This is a genomic window from Amycolatopsis sp. NPDC059021 (genome assembly GCF_042739895.1).
Classification (GTDB): Bacteria; Actinomycetota; Actinomycetes; order Mycobacteriales; family Pseudonocardiaceae; genus Amycolatopsis.
Genome location: NZ_JBHYIQ010000160.1, coordinates 1 through 16,323, shown reverse-complemented (window position 1 = coordinate 16,323; position 16,323 = coordinate 1). Strand labels below are relative to the sequence as shown.

Genomic DNA, 16,323 nt, shown 5'->3' with positions numbered 1-16,323 from the left:
CCGTTCGGGACGCTGAACGTCGCCAACGGAGCGTTCGCGACGCTCAGGGCCTGCGCACCGGTGGATCCGGGCTGACGCCCTGAAGGCGTCCTTCAGGGCGGCTACCTGATCTTTCCGCGCGATCCGGGCAGGATGCCAGACGGGTTCGCGCGGCGCACCGTCAGCCGAGGACGCGGAGCGCGGCGCGCCAGGCCTGACGGGAGACGGTGAGGTGGCCGGAGGCGCGGTCCTTGGTATCGCGAATACCGACGGCTTCGCTGATGGCCACCTCGACGCAGTCGCCTTGTTCAGTGCTGTGGCTCGACTTGGCCCAGCTGAGCGCTACCTCGACGCAGTCACGCTTCTCAGTGCTGTGGCTCAACTTGCGCCAGACCACACTCGCCAAATCCCAACCTCCGGTTACCTGACAAGTTCTTTGAGCCTTGCCCGAGAATCTTCTTCCGTCAACGCTCTGTCCAGCAACCTGCAAGCCAATCCGCGATGAGTGACGACCTCATCGGCGTCTTCGAGGAACGAGCCCGCTGGCGGGTGCTCCTGGTGGACGACGTGTGGCCGGTCGTCAAACTCGAAGAGTACAAAAGAGCGAGTTTGCCAACGCTGATACTTCCCATCGTCAGGAACGATTCGGAACGATACATTCGGCAGCTCGGTCACAACTAGCAGGTGGTCGATTTGGTCCGACATAATGTCCTCATTACCGACCTGATTGAAAAGAACAGATTCCGCGACGATAGCAGTCAGCATCAGCGGATCTTCTCGCCTAAGAAACTTCTGCCGGTCAAGTCGCGCGACCAGGCGCAGGTCAGCCTGCTCCTGACTGATGTCTTCCTCCATCAAGATCGCGTGTGCGTAGTCGGCGGTCTGCAGAAGACCCTGAAAGACGACCGGCTGCCAGTTGATGACCTGTTTGGCCGCTCGCTCGCATTCCACTAGTCCGATCACACCCTCGGACAGGTCACTGGAGGACGGTCCCACTCCTCCGGAAAGCCAATTGGTGTCGTATGTGTGGCGGGCCAAGTGCAGTAAGCGTTCGAAGCGTTCGTTGTCCACTCCCAAGCAGCCAAGAATTCTCGCCACCTGCTCGAGGCTTGGCGAACGGAGAGACCGTTCCCAAAAGGACAACATCCCCGGATCCGTTTTCAGCTTGCGTGCCAGCCCACGCAGCGAGAGCCCAGCCTCGTTGCGGATCTCACGAAGCGAGGCTGCGAGCACCTGAGAACAGGGCGACATGGAAGTCGGCTTCATGTCCTGATCGTACGAACGGAGTCCATTCCCCGTTTGAACTACCGGTGTATCTACCGTGTAACACCGGGGCTCGGGGTGCGAAGATGATGCGCGATGACGGACACTGGGAGTTCGAAGAAGCGTGTCGCCGGGCTGGCGGTGCTCGGCAGCCTGCCCGTGGTGGGGCTCGGCGTGTGGTGGGGCACGGTCGCCGAGGATCGGGTGCTCACCGTGGTGCTGAGCGTCTGCTACCTCGCGCTCCTCGCCATGGGCGGGTTCTTCCGGGACGTCTGGCGCGAACTCCGGCAACGCTGGACGGGCCGGGTGGCCGACCGGACCGACCAGGCCGTCCGGATGCGGCTTTCGCGCTACGCCCGGCGATACCGGCGGGTCCTGGCCGCCTCCTTACGGTACGTCGACCTGCGCGGGCTCGCGGTCGTCGGCTTCTACACACCCGAACTGGACGAGGTCTACGTCGACGTCAGCCTGATGTACCAGGCGCCGGACCGCGTCCCCGCCGGGTTGCTCACGGACGACTCCGGAACGGGACGGCTCAAGCTCGGCACGCTCATCGGCCAACCTAAACCGGTGGTGCTCGCGGTGCTCGGCGCGCCCGGCAGCGGAAAGACGACGCTGCTGCGGCACACCGCCCGCCACCTCTGCCGCTCCCGGCGGGGCAGGCGCCCGATCCCGGTCCTGCTCTTCCTGCGCGACCACGCCACCGCGATCGTCGCGAACCCGCAGGTGGCCCTGTCCGAACTGATCGGGCGGCAAGTCAAGCAGTACGGCATCGACGGCGCCGCCGGCTGGTTCGAGCTACAGCTGTCCTCCGGACGCTGCGTCGTGCTGCTGGACGGTTTCGACGAAGTCGCGGACCAGCGGGACCGCACCGAGGTGGCCCGCTGGGTCGAGCGGCAGTGCACCCGCTACGCGCGCAACGACTTCGTGATCACCTCCCGGCCGCAGGGCTACCGGTCCGCGCGGATCGAGGGCGCCGTCGTGCTCCAGGTGCGCCCGTTCACCGACGAGCAGGTCGACGCGTTCGTCCGGGCCTGGTATCTGGCCGTCGAGAGCCAGGCCTCGGCGGGCGACGGGCGCGCGGCCGCGAAGGCCCGGTCGGCGGATCTGCTGGACCGGCTCAAGCGATCACCGGAACTGTACGAACTCACGGTCAATCCCTTGCTGCTGACCATGATCGCCAACGTGCACCGCGAGTCCGGCGCGCTGCCCGGCAGCCGGGCCGAGCTGTACGGCGAAATCTGCCGGGTCGTGCTGCGTACGCGCCAGGAAGCCAAGGACCTGCCGGTGCTCGGCGCCGAAATCAAGGAGCCTCTGCTGCGGCGGCTCGCGTTCGACATGATGCGCGAGCACACCCGGGACGTCTCGCGCGAGGATCTGCTCGCGGCACTGCGGCGTCGAGGCAGGCAACGCACCGAAGCGCCTACCGCCGAAGACCTGCTCGCCGACCTCGCATCGAACGGCCTGCTCATCGAGCGTGAATCGGAGATCTTCACCTTCGCCCACCAGACGCTGCAGGAATACCTGGCGTCCGAGCACATCCGGATCGAACAGCTGGAACACGTGCTGGTCGAAAACGTCACGGAACCGTGGTGGCGCGAGACGACGCTGCTCTATGCGGCCCGTACGTCCGCGGACAAGATCGTCCGCGCCTGCCTCGAGTCGGACAACAGCACGGCGCTGATTCTCGCCCTCGACTGCGCCAAACAAGGTGTGGGTCTGTCGGAGAAAGTACAAGAACAGGTGGACCGGCTGCTTGACCGCGCATATTCGCCTGCGACGGAACCCGAGCTGCACAAACAACTCGTGGGTGCGCTGCTCACCCGGGAACTGCGCGGCCGGATCAGGCTCGGAGACACCGTGGCGATCTGCCGCTCGCCGTTGAACGAACGCGCGGTCGCGTTGTATCGCGTGGAATCCATCGCGGCCATCGAGGCCACGCGCCCGGCCGCGGGGTTGGGGGCCAAGGACGCGGCGGGGCTCGTCGCCTGGGCCAACGAGGTGACCAGCGGCGGTCCGTCCTATCGGCTTCCCTCGTTCGAGGAGGTGGAGACACCGCCGGTGCGGGCGATGATCCGGGAAGCCGGGATCGGCAGTCTCTGGATCACCGGCGAGGACGGCCCCGAGTTGTGGACCTTCCGGCGAGGCGGCGATCCGTACGAGATCGACGCGGAAACCGTGCGACGGCGAGTGGACGCCGACCTTCGCCGTCCGGAGCTGCCGCAGACCCGGCTGATGCTGCTGTGGCTCGCCTTGGCGATCAGCAAGGCGGACGGCGGTTATGCCGGGAAGCTGCTCGGGAAGATCCATTCCGGGAACGGTCTCGCACCCCCGGCGACCCGGCTGGACAAAGCGCTCGGCCTCGACGACTTCCCCAGAAACCTGTTGTACGAAGGGAAAAGCAGTCTCGGTGAGTTCGACTGGGTCGCCGACGACATCCAGGCTGCACGCCGGGGCGGAGCGCCGATCGGCTACGACGAAGCCGTCAACATCATGTCCACAGTGGAATCGCTGCTGCTCGGTGTCGACGACCTGCCCACCTGGGACGCGTCCGCGCTCCAGGAGGATCCGGTCGGGATCCTCCCCCGCTTCCGCCAGATGACCGGGACCGTACTGGGGCAAGCCGTGGAACAAGTGCGGCGCGAAGCACGTCAGACGGTCGAAGCCGCGCCCGACTTCCCCACCGCCTTTCTGGCACAGATTCCGGAACAGACGGAGTTCCAGTACCTGATCCCACCCGGCGTCCTCCGCGAGAAGATCGACGACCTGTGTGCTGCGGCCCTGCGGCCGGAACCCGGTACGTGGCTGCACGCAGTGACCGGCACCGTCCGGGAGTTCGGCAAAGCCCTGGCTTCCATGCACACCGAGATCCCGCGAGAGACGTTCACAGCGGTCCGCCTCGCCGCGCTGTGCCTGGCCGGAGAGCCGTCGTTCAGCGCCCACCAGGCGACGTTGTGGGAGATCGTGGCCGGGCTGACCGCGCTCGAACAGAGCCAGGAGAACGGGCTGCTCAGCGGGGCGATCGTGCTCGCCGTCGGCTGAGCGTCAGCGGTCCGCCGACTCCAACTGGACGGCCTTGCGCATGGTCGCGCGTGCGCGGCGCCGGTCGCCCGCGATGTCGTAGGCGTAAGCCAGCTTGTACCAGGCACGCCAGTCTTCCTGGTTCGCCTCCACCTCCGCGCGCCGCGCGTCGAACCACGCGTCGGCGGCGTCCCGGTCGACACGTCCGGACGGGCGGCGCGGGAGGTCCGAAACGTCCGGCAGTGCACCCTCCGACTCCAGGCGCCGCGCGAGGCGCTGGATCTGGACGCCGGAACGCCAGGTCACCACGGCGACCCAGATCCCGAGCAAGGGCAGCAGCAACACCCCGGCGCCGAGCAGGATCCCGACCGGCTCCCCGGTCTCGAACAACGCGAACGCGCGGCCGGCCAGCAGCACCAGGTAGACCACCAGCGCGGCGGTCATCACCAGCGCGAAGTTGCGGGCTTTCACAGGTCGAGCACGTTCTCCAGGCCGACCGTCAGGCCGGGCTTGGTGAGCACCGAGCGGACGCCGAGCAGCACGCCCGGCATGAACGACGTCCGGTCCATCGAGTCGTGGCGGATGGTCAGGGTCTCGCCCTGGCCGCCGAACAGGATCTCCTCGTGCGCGACCAGGCCGGGCAGCCGGACCGAGTGCACCCGGACGTCGAAGATCACCGCGCCGCGCGCACCGTCCACTTCGGACGTCGTCGCGTCCTCGCCCGGCGTGATCCCCGCCTGGACGCGGGCCTTGCCGATCAGCTGCGCGGTGTGTGTCGCGGTGCCGGACGGCGCGTCGGCCTTGCGGTTGTGGTGCAGCTCGATGATCTCGGCGGAGTCGTAGAACTTCGCGGCCTGCTCGGCGAAGCGCATCGCCAGCACCGCGCCGAGCGCGAAGTTCGGCGCGATCAGCACGCCCAGCGACGGCTTGTCCTTCAGCCAGCTGCGCACCTGGGCGATCCGCCCCGAGGAGAACCCGGTGGTGCCGACGACGGCGTGGATGTCGTGCTCGACAAGGAAACGCAGGTTGTCCATCACCGCGTCGGGGTGGGTGAAGTCGACGACGACCTGGGCTCCGGTGAGCGCCGCCAGATCGTCCCCGGCGTCGACCGCCGCGACGACCTCCATGTCCGGCGCGGCCTCGGCGGCGCTGACCACCTCGGCACCCATCCGGCCACGGGCGCCGAGTACGCCCACGCGAATCGGAGTTCCGGTCATGATGCGATCACCTCGTGCAGATCGTCGGGCAGGTCGTCGGCGTGAGCGTACGGGCCGACGACCGCGGCCGCCGACACCCCGCCGGGACGGCGCAGCAGAGTGCGAGCGAGCGCACACACGTCCTCGGTGGTGACGGCGTCGATCCGGGCGACCGTGTCGTCCACGCCGAGGTACCGGCCGTAGTTCAGTTCGTTCTTGCCGATGCGGGACATCCGCGAGCTGGTGTCCTCCAGCCCGAGCACGATGCCGCCGCGCAGCTGTCCCTTGGCGCGCTTGACCTCGGCGTCGGACAGGCCGTTCAGCGCGACCTGGTCGAGCACCTCGCGGATCACCCCGGCGACCTCGCCGAGCCGCTCCGGCTGGCAACCGGCGTACACGGCCATGTGGCCGGTGTCGGCGTAGCTCGCGACAGACGAGTACACCTGGTACGCCAGGCCGCGCTTCTCACGGACCTCCTGGAACAGCCGCGAGCTCATCCCGCCGCCGAGCGCGGCGTTGAGCACCGACAGCGCGAAGCGGCGTTCGTCGTGCCTCGACAGCGAGTGCAGGCCGAGCATCACGTGGGCCTGCTCGGTGTCGTCGGTGTGCAGGGCGAGCTTCCGCGCCGTGCGGACGCGGGCTTTCCCGGCACGCGGTGCGACGGGCGTCCCGGCGCCGTTCAGCCTGTCACGCAAAGCCTTGCGCACCAAGCGAAGCACCTGCGCGTGCTCGACGTTCCCGGCGACCGCGAGCACCATCCGCGGCAGGGTGTAGCGGCGCTTGTAGAACCCGCGCAGCGCCGACGCGGACATCTCGATGATGGACTTCTCGGTGCCGAGCACCGGACGTCCCAGCGGGTGCTCGCCGAGGATCGCGCCGACGAACGTCTCGTGCAGCAGGTCCTCGGGGTCGTCGTCGCGCATGGAGATCTCCTCCAGCACGACGCTGCGCTCGGTCTCGACGTCGCTGTCCGCGCACAGCGCCTCGAACACGACGTCGGTGACCAGGTCCATGGCGACCGGGAGATCCGCGTCGAGCACCTGCGCGTAGTAGCAGGTGTGTTCCTTGGCGGTGAAGGCGTTGAACTCGCCGCCGACGGCGTCGATCTCCTCGGCGATCGCGGTGGCGTCCCGGTTCGCGGTTCCCTTGAACAGCAGGTGTTCCAGGTAGTGCGCGGCGCCGGCCACCGCGATCGGCTCGTCGCGGGAGCCGATGCCGACCCACAGCCCGACCGTGGCCGAGCGCGACGCCGGGACGTGCTCGGTGATGACCCGCAGGCCGCCGGGGAGCACGCTCCGCTTGACCACCGCACCGTCCGAAGTGGACTCCAGCGTGCGGGTACTGCCGACGGGCTGCTCGTGCCCGGAAACCTGCCGTGCCATCGGATCCTTACTCGGGCGTGCCGTGAAGGCCTCCATCACAGAGCTGAGCGCTGTGATGGAGGCCTTCACGGACCACTACTTCTGACGAAGCGGACTTACTTCGCGTCGGCCTTCTCGGCGTCGGCGGCGGGCGCGTCACCCTCGGCGGGCTTGGCGGCGTCCTCGTCCTTGACCACGATCAGGCTGATCTTGCCGCGGTTGTCGATGTCGGCGATCTCGACGCGGAGCTTGTCGCCCACGTTGACCACGTCCTCGACCTTGGCGATCCGCTTGCCGTTGCCCAGCTTCGAGATGTGCACCAGGCCGTCCTTGCCCGGCAGCAGCGAGACGAACGCGCCGAACGCGGCCGTCTTCACCACGGTGCCGAGGAAGCGCTCCCCGACCTTGGGCAGCTGCGGGTTGGCGATCGCGTTGATCTTGTCGATCGCCGCCTCCGCCGACGGGCCGTCGGCCGCGCCCACGTAGATCGTGCCGTCGTCCTCGATGGAGATGTCGGCGCCGGTCTCCTCGGTGATCGAGTTGATCATCTTGCCCTTCGGCCCGATGACCTCGCCGATCTTGTCGACCGGGATCTTCACGCTGGTGACGCGCGGGGCGTACGGGCTCATCTCGTCCGGGCCGTCGATCGCCTCGGCGATGACCTCCAGGATGGTGAGCCGGGCGTCCTTCGCCTGGTTCAGCGCGGCGGCGAGCACCTCGGACGGGATGCCGTCGAGCTTGGTGTCCAGCTGCAGCGCGGTGATCAGGTCCTTGGTGCCGGCGACCTTGAAGTCCATGTCGCCCATGGCGTCCTCGGCACCGAGGATGTCGGTCAGCGCGACGTAGCGGGTCTCGCCGTCGACCTCGTCGGAGATCAGGCCCATCGCGATGCCCGCGACCGGCGCCTTCAGCGGCACGCCGGCGTTGAACAGGCCCATGGTGGACGCGCAGACCGAACCCATCGAGGTCGAGCCGTTGGAGCCCAGCGCCTCGGAGACCTGGCGGATCGCGTACGGGAACTCGTCCCGCTTCGGCAGGACCGGGACCAGGGCGCGCTCGGCGAGCATGCCGTGGCCGATCTCGCGCCGCTTCGGCGAACCGACGCGGCCGGTCTCGCCGGTGGAGAACGGCGGGAAGTTGTAGTGGTGCAGGTAGCGCTTCGTCGTCTCCGGGGAGAGCGAGTCGATCTGCTGCTCCATGCGCAGCATGTTCAGCGTGGTGATGCCCAGGATCTGGGTCTCGCCGCGCTCGAACAGCGCCGAGCCGTGCGCCCGCGGGACCACGGCGACCTCGGCCGAGAGCGACCGGATGTCGGTCAGGCCGCGGCCGTCCATGCGGATCTTGTCGGTGAGGACCCGCTTGCGCATGATCTTCTTCGACAACGCCTTGAACGCGCCGCCGATCTCCTTCTCGCGGCCCTCGAAGGCCTCGCCCTCGCCGATGCCGATCTTCTCCAGCACCGCGGCCTTGACCTCGTCGGTCGCGTGGTCGCGGTCCTGCTTGCCCGCGATCTGCAGCGCGGCGGCCAGGTCGTCGGTGGCGATCGCGGCGACCGCGTCGTAGACGTCCTGCTGGTAGGCCGGGTAGACCGGGAACTCGCCGGTCGGCTTGGCGGAGACGTCGGCGAGGCGCTGCTGCGCCTCGCACAGCACCTTGATGAACGGCTTCGCGGCCTCCAGGCCCTCGGCCACGGTGACCTCGTTCGGGCCCTTGGCACCGGCGGCGACCAGGTCGAGCGTGTGCTCGGTGCCCTCGGCCTCGACCATCATGATCGCGACGTCGTCACCGACGATGCGGCCGGCGACGACCATGTTGAAGGTCGCCTTCTCCAGCTGCTCCCAGGTCGGGAACCCGACCCACTGGTCCTCGATCAGCGCGACGCGGACGCCGCCGATCGGGCCGGAGAACGGGAGCCCGGCGATCTGGGTCGACGCCGAGGCGGCGTTGATGGCCAGCACGTCGTACGGGTCGTCCGGGTTGAGGCTCTGGACGGTGATGACGACCTGGATCTCGTTGCGGAGGCCGTCGGTGAACGACGGGCGCAGCGGGCGGTCGATCAGGCGGGCGGTGAGGATCGCGTCGGTCGACGGGCGGCCCTCGCGGCGGAAGAACGCGCCGGGGATGCGGCCCGCGGCGTACATGCGCTCCTCGACGTCCACGGTCAGCGGGAAGAAGTCGAAGTGCTCCTTCGGGTGCTTCGACGCGGTGGTCGCCGAGAGCAGCATGGTCTCTTCGTCGAGGTACGCGACGACGGCGCCGGCGGCCTGCTTGGCCAGCCTGCCGGTCTCGAAACGCACGGTGCGGGTGCCGAAACGGCCGTTGTCGAGCACGGCTTCGGTTTCGTGCACGGTGACTCCGGTGGAGTCGGTCATAGGGTGTATCTCCTCTTTAGTTCCTCATGCAACGGCGCGAGTCTCCCATCCTGGGACCCGTTTCGCCTGAGGACGCTCGAGGAGTGAGGCCGGTCTTCGATCGAAGCCCCCGGGAACCGTTTCCCGGGAACCACTACCGAGGACCGGCGGACGGATTCCTCGTGCGCGCTCGCGCCGGTTCTCTTCTTATGCGACCGGGGGGAGTGGCCGTGGCCACTCCCCCCGGTTTCACGCTATCGGCGCAGGCCGAGACGCTGGATCAGCGCACGGTAACGCTCGACGTCCACCTTGTTGACGTAGTTCAGCAGCCGGCGACGGCGGCCGACGAGCAGCAGGAGGCCACGACGCGAGTGGTGGTCGTGCTTGTGCTCCTTGAGGTGCTCGGTGAGGCCGATGATGCGCTTGGTCAGCAGCGCGACCTGGGCCTCGGGGGATCCGGTGTCCGAGTCGTGCACGCCGTACTCGGCCAGGATCGACTTCTTCTCTTCGGTGGACAGTGCCACTGGTGGTGCTCCTTGGTTGTGTCAGTGCCGTGCGGCCCGGACGTGATCGACGCCGGGTGAGACGGTCACGGCCGCCACGGACTGCAGCCGGACCCGATTGTCAAGGCTACCAGCAGCGTGATCGCGGCCCTCAGGCGCGCTCCAGCGGGAACCGGTCCGTCACTCGATAGCGTGACCCGTCCGGGGTTCGCTCGCTGCGCATCAGGACCACCTCGGTGGCCGTCCAGGCGCGGCTCGAGAAGCGGGCCAGCCGTGTCTTCCACGGCCGGACGAACTCCGGTTCCTCCCGGGGGAAGCGGGCCAGTGTCAGATGCGCCCGGTACGGCCGCGCCTCGGCGTCCGCCCCGGCCGCCAGCGCCAGCGCCGTCAGCCCCTCACTGGCGACAGTCAACCACAGGACGCCGGGGAACGTCCCGGCATTTTCCAGCCGGACGTCGATCGCGGGCCGTCCGGCGAGCCTTTCCCGGAGCCACCCGGCGCGTTCGGCCGCGTCGGCGTGGCCGTAGAAACCCAGTGTGACGTGCCAGTCCTCCGGCAAGGACCAGCGCAGCCGGCCGCCACCGCGCTCCCCCAGCTCCGCGGCGAGCGCGTCGACGACGTCCGCGGGCGGCATCAGCGCGCTGAAGACGTGCACGGGCTAGGTGTGCGCTCCGGCGCGGCGGAGAAGATCGGCCAGCGCCGGGAAGTCGTCGCCGAGCCGTTTGGCGGCCTCGCCGAGATCCTCGTCCTCGGCGATGTCGCGCAGCGCGGCGAGCACGGCCCGGTCGTCGGCGGTGCCGACCGGCAGGTTGTCCCTGCCGACCGTCGGGCGGGCGTCGCGGACGTCCTCCAGCGCGGCGAGAATCGCCTCGCGGTTGCCCGCGGCGACGTCGGGCACCAGTGTCTTGCGTTCCAGCATGATCATCCGCGCGAGCACGACCGGGTTGCCGATCTTGGCGCGGCGGCCGCTCATCACCTGGCTGAGCATCGGGGCGCTGATGCCGAGCACCTCGGCGAGGAAGGCCTGCGAAACGTCGAAGGCGACCACCAGGCGGCGCACCCGATCGCCGAGTGGTTCCCCGTACCACTCGCGCTGCAGCGCGATGTTCCGCTGGACGATCTTGTGGTCCTCCACCAGTTCCGCTCCCGTTAGCCCGCTATTTCGTCGGTCTCGCACCGCCGTGAGCATCTTGCCACCCCGGAGCCGCCGGTGAGGGCGAAACAGACGTTTCACCACCCCGGCTGGCCCGACCGGGGGACGATCAGCGCTCGGACCGCAGTGCTTCTCTGGTGCGGACCACGTCGTCGTCGATCTGCTTGACCAGATCCTCGGAGCGGGAAAACCGGACCTGATCGCGAAGCCGGGTGACGAAGTCCAGTGCCACGTGCTGGCCGTAGAAGTCCTCTTCGAGGTCGAGCACGAAGGCCTCGACCGTGCGCTCGCGGCCGGAGAACGTCGGGTTGGTGCCGACCGACACCGCGGCGGCCAGCTTCCGGTCCGGTTCGGACGATCGGGTGAACCAGGCACTGTAGACACCGTCGGCGGGAACGGCCGCGAAGCGCGGGGTGGACAGGTTCGCCGTCGGGTAGCCGAGATCGTGGCCCCGGCCGTCGCCGCGGACCACTATCCCTTCGAGACGGTGCGGCCTGCCCAGCGCTTCGGCGGCGGCGACCACGTCACCGGCGTCGATGCAGGAGCGGACGTAGGTCGAGGAGAACGTGATCTGGCTGGCCGCTTTGTCCTTCTCGGACAGTGAGCGGCCCTGCAGTTCGGCGCCGTAGGCGACGAAACCGAACCGCTTGCCGAGCGTGCGCAGCAGCGCGATGTCCCCGGCGGCCTTGGCGCCGAAGGTGAAGTTCTCCCCCACGAACACCTCGGCCACGTGCAGCCGGTCGACCAGGATCTCGTGCACGAACTCGTGCGGCGGGAGCCGGGACAGCTCGAGGGTGAACGGCAGCACCGCGAACACGTCGACGCCGAGGCCCTCGATGAGTTCCGCCTTGCGCCGCAACGAGGTCAGCTGCGCGGGATGGCTCCCGGGGCGCAGCACCTCGGACGGGTGCGGGTCGAAGGTCAGCACCACGCTCGGCACGTTCAGCTCGGCGGCCGCGCGCACCGTCCGCTTGATCAGCTCCTGATGCCCGCGATGCACGCCGTCGAAGATGCCGATGGTGATCACACACCGGCCCCAGCTGCCGGGAAGGTCCCCCAGACCACGCCAACGCTGCACTTTCGCCTTCTCTCCCACAGCCGTTGTCTCTCGCCGTGTCCCACCCTATGCGGGCAGCAGCACGACCACCGAACGGGCCACGCCCTCCTCGTCGGCGGCCAGCGCGAGGACCCGGCCGTCCGGAGCGAAGAGGCCGTAGGTGCCTTCGATCCCGGCGGCCGGGATGCGCTGCCCGTGCCGGATCGCGCGGGCGGTGGCGGCGTCGAGATCGCGGCGCGGGAAGGCGGCGGCGACGGCGGCGTCGAGATCGAGCGAGAGTTCGGGCTTGTCCTCCAGCTGATCGAGCGTCCGCGCCTTGGCCAGGGTGAAGGGGCCGACCGTGGTGCGCCGCAGTGCCTGGAGGTGGCCGCCGATGCCGAGCCCGGCGCCGAGGTCGCGGGCGAGCGCGCGGACGTAGGTCCCGGACGAGCATTCGACGACGGCGTCCAGCTCGATCCTGTCCTCTTCGCGGCGGGTGGCCAGGAGGTCGAAGCGGTAGACGGTGACCGGCCGCGGCGGCAGCACGACCTCTTCGCCGGCGCGGACCCTGGCATAGGCGCGCTTGCCGTCGATCTTGACCGCGGAGACCGCGCTCGGGACCTGCTGGATGTCGCCGGTGAGCTTCGCGATCCCGGCGGCGATGTCCTCGTCGGTGATCTTCGCGAGGGCGGCGGGGTCGGCGTCGGTGAGGATCTCGCCCTCGGCGTCGTCGGTGGTGGTGGACCGGCCCAGCGACAGCGTCGCGAGGTAGGTCTTGCGGTCCAGCGCGAGGTGGCCCAGCAGCTTGGTCGCCCGTTCGATGCCGAGGACGAGGACGCCGGTGGCCATCGGGTCGAGCGTGCCCGCGTGGCCGACCTTGCGGGTGCCCATGATGCGGCGGGCGCGGGCGACGACGTCGTGCGAGGTCATCCCGGCGGGCTTGTCGACGATGAGGAGACCGGGCGGCGGGGCGGGGCGGGGCTGTTTGGGGCGTGACACGGGGCGAACCCTATCGAGCGGGGTTCCGCCGCCCGGAGGCGCCGGTGATCAACTTGCGGCCGCCACAGGGGTTTCGGCCGGTTCGGCGTCCCAGCGGCGCCTGCGGATGCGGACCGGGACCGTCTCGCCGCGTGCTTCGGCGGCGAACAGGTGCGCGCGGGTACGGCGCCACCACACGAGCACGCGTGACGTGCCGAGCATCAGGAACGCGACGACCGCCAGCAGCGCGACGCGGAAGTTCCCGCCGGTCCACTGCAGCAGCACGCCGATGGACAGCGCCGCGAGCGTCGTGGCGACGAAGCCACCGACGTTGACGACGCCGGTCGCCGTGCCGACGCGCCGGAGCGGGTTGTAGTCGCGGGCGAGGGCGAAGCCGATCATCGACGCCGGACCGCCGAGCGCGAGGAAGGCGAACGCGGGCACCAGGACGGCCGTCGGGATCGGGCCGCTCCAGCCGAGCAGGACCGCCCACACCAGCGCGGCGCCGCCGAGGTAGCCGCCCACGAGCGGCATCCGCAGCGACGGGTGCCGCCCGATGATCCCGCCGACGAGCGGGCCGCCGATCATCGAGCCGAAGACGAACACCGTCAGCAGCGCGCTCGCCGAGGCCTTCGGCAGGCCCTGGCCCTGCACGAGGAAAGGCATACCCCACAACAACGTCAGCACGTTCGGCGCGAACATGGTGGTGAAGTGCACCCAGAAGCCGAGCCGCGTCCCCGGCACCTTCCACGCGCGGATCACCTGACGGCCCAATGCCTTGGGGTGTACCCGTTCGCGGACGGGCTCGGGCTCGCCGTGCGGGACGTCGCGCACCCGCAGGACGACCACGGCGGCGTAGGCGACGGTGACAAGCCCGACGGTCAGGAACGTCGGCACCCAGCCGGGTCCTTCGAGCAGGAGCGTCAGCGGGACGGTGGCGGCGAGGTTCCCAACGTAGCCGACCGCGCCGGTGAGCGAGGTCAGGACGGCGTACTGGCGGCCGGGGAAATGCGCCGCGACCAGCCGCAGCACGCTGACGAAGGTGAGCGCGTCGCCGAAGCCGAGGATGCCGCGGGCGACGAGGCCGAGCGCGTAGGACTGGGCGACGCCGAGCAGGACCTGGCCGAGGCCGAGGAAGAGCAGGGCGGCGATGAGGATCCGGCGCGGGCCGTAGCGGTCGACGAGCACGCCGGTGGGGATCTGCATCGCCGCGTAGACGCCGACCTGGAGGACGGTGAAGGTGCCCAGCGCGGCCGCGCCGACGCCGAAGCGTTCGGCGGCCTGCAGCCCGGCCACGCCGAAGGAGGTGCGGTGGAAGACCGCGAGGAGGTACACCGTGACGGCGGCCACCCAGATGAGCCAGGCCCGGCTCGTGGCGGTGACTCGGCCGGTGGCGGGCGACACGGGTTCCTCCCCAGGGTTCGGTACGGACACAGGCGTCCCCGTTGCCGCCGTATCAGTTGTATCGCCTAAGCAACGCCGAAACCTAGCCGTTACCCGGGTGTCTTTGCCCACACAGCGCGGCCAGTTGCGCCCTCCGCAACGACTTCTCCGCCCAAACACGCGAGTTCTCCGTCTGGTCACGCGAGTTCGCTTCTCCAGCACGCGAGTTCGCTCTCTCGTCGCGCCCGGCTGGTGGGCCGCCGGAGCGGGGATTCGTGGGTGGCGGGGCTCGGCACGTCGCGAACGACGCGTTGCCGACGTTGAACGTCCCGAACGGAGCGTTCGCGACATGGCCACGCCTCGGACGTCCCGAACGCGTCGTTGGCGACGCTCACCGCCCCCGGCGCGTCGTTCGCGACGTGGGCTGACCCCGTGTGTCCCGAACGCGTCGTTCACGACGTGAGCGGCTTCGGGCGGGTGGCCGCAGTCCGCCGAACGTGGGACTCGCAGGCCGGGGTCAGGCGGAGCGGATGGCGCCGGTGACGGCCCAGTCGCCGGAGCGCCAGCGGTACAGCAGCGACACGAGCCGCAGCACCATGAACGCGGACAGGCCGACCCAGATCCCGGTCAATCCCCAGCCGAAGGCGAGCGACGCCCACACCATCGGGAGGAACCCGAGCGCCGCGCTGAGCAGTGTCGCGGTGCGCAGGAAGGCCGCGTCGCCGGCGCCGAGCAGGACCCCGTCGAGGGCGAACACCACTCCGGCGATCGGTTGCAGCGCCACGAAGAACCACCACGCGTGCGGGATCTCGCCGAGCACGCCCGGGTCCGTCGTGAAGGCGTGTGGCAGCAGGCCCGACAGTCCGGCGAAGACCACGCCGAGCACGCAGCCGAACACCAGCCCGTAGCCGGTGATCTGCCCGGCGACGCCCCGGGCCTGACGTGCTACTCCCGCCCCGAGCGCGGCCCCGATCAGCGACTGCGCGGCGATGGCCAGCGAGTCGAGCACGAGCGAGAGGAACGTCCAGAGCTGGAGCACGACCTGGTGCGCGCCCACCGCCTCCGCCGACGTCCGCGCGGCGACGGCGGCTGCGGAGACGAAGCACGCCTGGAACGCGAGGCTGCGCAGCACGAGGTCCCGGCCGAGGCCCAGCTGTGCCCGCATGACGCCGAACTCCGGGCGCAGCGACACCCGCTCGCGCACCAGCGCGGCGACGAACAGCCCGGCCGAGATCACCTGCGCGACGACGTTCGCGATCGCGGAACCCTCGAGCCCCCAACCCGCGACATACACCAGCACCGGGCACAGCACCGCCGAGATCCCGTTGCCCGCCAGGACGTAGCGCAGTGGCCTCGTCGCGTCCTGCACCCCGCGCATCCAGCCGTTGCCCGCCATGGTGATGAGGATCAGCGGGGCCCCGAACAGGGCGATGCGCAGCCAGGACACCGCCGCGGCGGCGATCTCGTCGTTGCCGGTGAGCACCCGCGCCACCGGCCCGGCCAGCAGCTGACCGGCGACCAGCAGGACCAGCCCGACGAGCACGGCGAGCCAGGTGGCCTGCACGCCCTCGCGGACGGCGTCCGCGCGCCTGCCCGCGCCGTGCAGCCGCGCGGTGCGGGACGTGGTGCCGTAGGACAGGAACGTGAGCTGCGTGGACACCTGCGCGAGGACGACGCCTGCGACGGCCAGCCCGGCCAGCGGCAGCGCGCCGAGGTGGCCGACGACCGCGGTGTCGACCAGGACGTACAGCGGCTCGGCGGCGAGCACTCCCAGCGCGGGCACGGCGAGACCCAGTACCCGCTTCGCGGGGATCCGCTCGGCATCGGGCCCGGCCTCGGTGTCCAGTTCGGAATCGTTCGGCACGGGCCGAGCCTAACGACCACCCCCGACAATTCCGCCCTCCGGGAAGCGGGGAACTTCCCGGGCCGGATTCCGACGCGTCCACCGAGGGACGCCCCGGGTGCATTGACCGCACCGAGGGACGCCCCCGTCGCACTCAACGCACCGAGGGCGTCCCTCGGTGACCGCGCCACCCGCTTTCCGTCACCCCTACCCCGTAGGCTGTTTATTCGGGGGCGCTCAGAACGTGCTGAATCTT

The 16,323-nt window shown here is 69.7% G+C and carries 14 protein-coding genes; 1 reads left to right on the top strand and 13 read right to left on the bottom strand.

What is annotated here, in order from left to right:
- Positions 1 to 160 precede the first annotated feature (160 nt).
- Both ACFWX1_RS45910 and ACFWX1_RS45905 read right to left on the bottom strand, forming a co-directional pair.
- A complete protein-coding gene (locus ACFWX1_RS45910; protein WP_378396240.1) occupies positions 161 to 361 on the bottom strand; it encodes a DUF397 domain-containing protein in 201 nt (66 codons plus the stop codon).
- A 38-nt stretch (positions 362 to 399) separates the two neighbouring features.
- The gene (locus ACFWX1_RS45905; protein ID WP_378396239.1) at positions 400 to 1,245 is read right to left on the bottom strand and encodes a helix-turn-helix domain-containing protein; all 846 of its coding nucleotides are present in this window, start codon (positions 1,243 to 1,245) and stop codon (positions 400 to 402) included.
- 93 nt (positions 1,246 to 1,338) lie between these two features.
- On the opposite strand from ACFWX1_RS45905, the gene ACFWX1_RS45900 reads away from it, so the two are divergent.
- On the top strand, positions 1,339 to 4,284 hold the full coding sequence (locus ACFWX1_RS45900; RefSeq protein ID WP_378396238.1) for an NACHT domain-containing protein: 2,946 nt from the start codon (positions 1,339 to 1,341) through the stop codon (positions 4,282 to 4,284).
- Positions 4,285 to 4,287: 3 nt separating this feature from the next.
- Here the strand turns inward: ACFWX1_RS45900 and ACFWX1_RS45895 are convergent, their stop codons facing one another.
- The 11 genes from ACFWX1_RS45895 to ACFWX1_RS45845 form a co-directional block, all read right to left on the bottom strand.
- Positions 4,288 to 4,734, bottom strand: a complete 447-nt coding sequence (locus ACFWX1_RS45895) for a tetratricopeptide repeat protein (protein WP_378396237.1) — start codon at positions 4,732 to 4,734, stop codon at positions 4,288 to 4,290.
- A complete protein-coding gene (gene dapB / locus ACFWX1_RS45890) occupies positions 4,731 to 5,480 on the bottom strand; it encodes a 4-hydroxy-tetrahydrodipicolinate reductase (RefSeq protein ID WP_378396236.1) in 750 nt (249 codons plus the stop codon). The genes ACFWX1_RS45895 and dapB overlap by 4 nt, the downstream gene beginning before the upstream one ends.
- Positions 5,477 to 6,841 (bottom strand): M16 family metallopeptidase, encoded by a 1,365-nt coding sequence (locus tag ACFWX1_RS45885; protein WP_378396235.1) that lies wholly within the window; start codon positions 6,839 to 6,841, stop codon positions 5,477 to 5,479. Before ACFWX1_RS45885 ends, dapB begins: the two co-directional genes overlap by 4 nt.
- Before the next feature lie 95 nt (positions 6,842 to 6,936).
- The gene (locus ACFWX1_RS45880; protein ID WP_378396234.1) at positions 6,937 to 9,192 is read right to left on the bottom strand and encodes a polyribonucleotide nucleotidyltransferase; all 2,256 of its coding nucleotides are present in this window, start codon (positions 9,190 to 9,192) and stop codon (positions 6,937 to 6,939) included.
- A gap of 233 nt (positions 9,193 to 9,425) precedes the next feature.
- Positions 9,426 to 9,695: a 30S ribosomal protein S15 gene (gene rpsO / locus ACFWX1_RS45875; protein WP_345408651.1), complete on the bottom strand. Its 270-nt coding sequence runs from the start codon at positions 9,693 to 9,695 to the stop codon at positions 9,426 to 9,428.
- A gap of 130 nt (positions 9,696 to 9,825) precedes the next feature.
- Complete coding sequence (gene thpR, locus ACFWX1_RS45870) at positions 9,826 to 10,329, bottom strand: RNA 2',3'-cyclic phosphodiesterase (RefSeq protein WP_378396233.1); 504 nt, start codon at positions 10,327 to 10,329, stop codon at positions 9,826 to 9,828.
- Positions 10,330 to 10,332: 3 nt separating this feature from the next.
- The gene (locus ACFWX1_RS45865; RefSeq protein ID WP_378324206.1) at positions 10,333 to 10,809 is read right to left on the bottom strand and encodes an XRE family transcriptional regulator; all 477 of its coding nucleotides are present in this window, start codon (positions 10,807 to 10,809) and stop codon (positions 10,333 to 10,335) included.
- Positions 10,810 to 10,936: 127 nt separating this feature from the next.
- On the bottom strand, positions 10,937 to 11,905 hold the full coding sequence (locus ACFWX1_RS45860; protein ID WP_378396232.1) for a bifunctional riboflavin kinase/FAD synthetase: 969 nt from the start codon (positions 11,903 to 11,905) through the stop codon (positions 10,937 to 10,939).
- A gap of 45 nt (positions 11,906 to 11,950) precedes the next feature.
- Positions 11,951 to 12,862 carry a tRNA pseudouridine(55) synthase TruB gene (gene truB / locus ACFWX1_RS45855; RefSeq protein WP_378396231.1) on the bottom strand — a complete coding sequence of 304 codons (912 nt, stop codon included), beginning with the start codon at positions 12,860 to 12,862 and terminating at the stop codon, positions 11,951 to 11,953.
- Between the two features lie 48 nt (positions 12,863 to 12,910).
- Positions 12,911 to 14,245, bottom strand: coding sequence for a nitrate/nitrite transporter (locus tag ACFWX1_RS45850; RefSeq protein ID WP_378396230.1), 1,335 nt, complete (start codon positions 14,243 to 14,245; stop codon positions 12,911 to 12,913).
- 496 nt (positions 14,246 to 14,741) lie between these two features.
- Entirely contained in the window at positions 14,742 to 16,088 is a 1,347-nt protein-coding gene (locus ACFWX1_RS45845) for an MATE family efflux transporter (protein ID WP_378396229.1), read from the bottom strand.
- Positions 16,089 to 16,323: the final 235 nt, after the last annotated feature.

Excerpts from the sequence above, each read along its gene's own strand:
- ACFWX1_RS45885 (WP_378396235.1), bottom strand. The coding sequence starts at position 6,841 with ATGGCACGGCAGGTTTCCGGGCACGAGCAGCCCGTCGGCAGTACCCGC.
- ACFWX1_RS45900 (WP_378396238.1), top strand. The coding sequence starts at position 1,339 with ATGACGGACACTGGGAGTTCGAAGAAGCGTGTCGCCGGGCTGGCGGTG.
- dapB (WP_378396236.1), bottom strand. The coding sequence starts at position 5,480 with ATGACCGGAACTCCGATTCGCGTGGGCGTACTCGGCGCCCGTGGCCGG.
- ACFWX1_RS45905 (WP_378396239.1), bottom strand. The coding sequence starts at position 1,245 with ATGAAGCCGACTTCCATGTCGCCCTGTTCTCAGGTGCTCGCAGCCTCG.
- ACFWX1_RS45880 (WP_378396234.1), bottom strand. The coding sequence starts at position 9,192 with ATGACCGACTCCACCGGAGTCACCGTGCACGAAACCGAAGCCGTGCTC.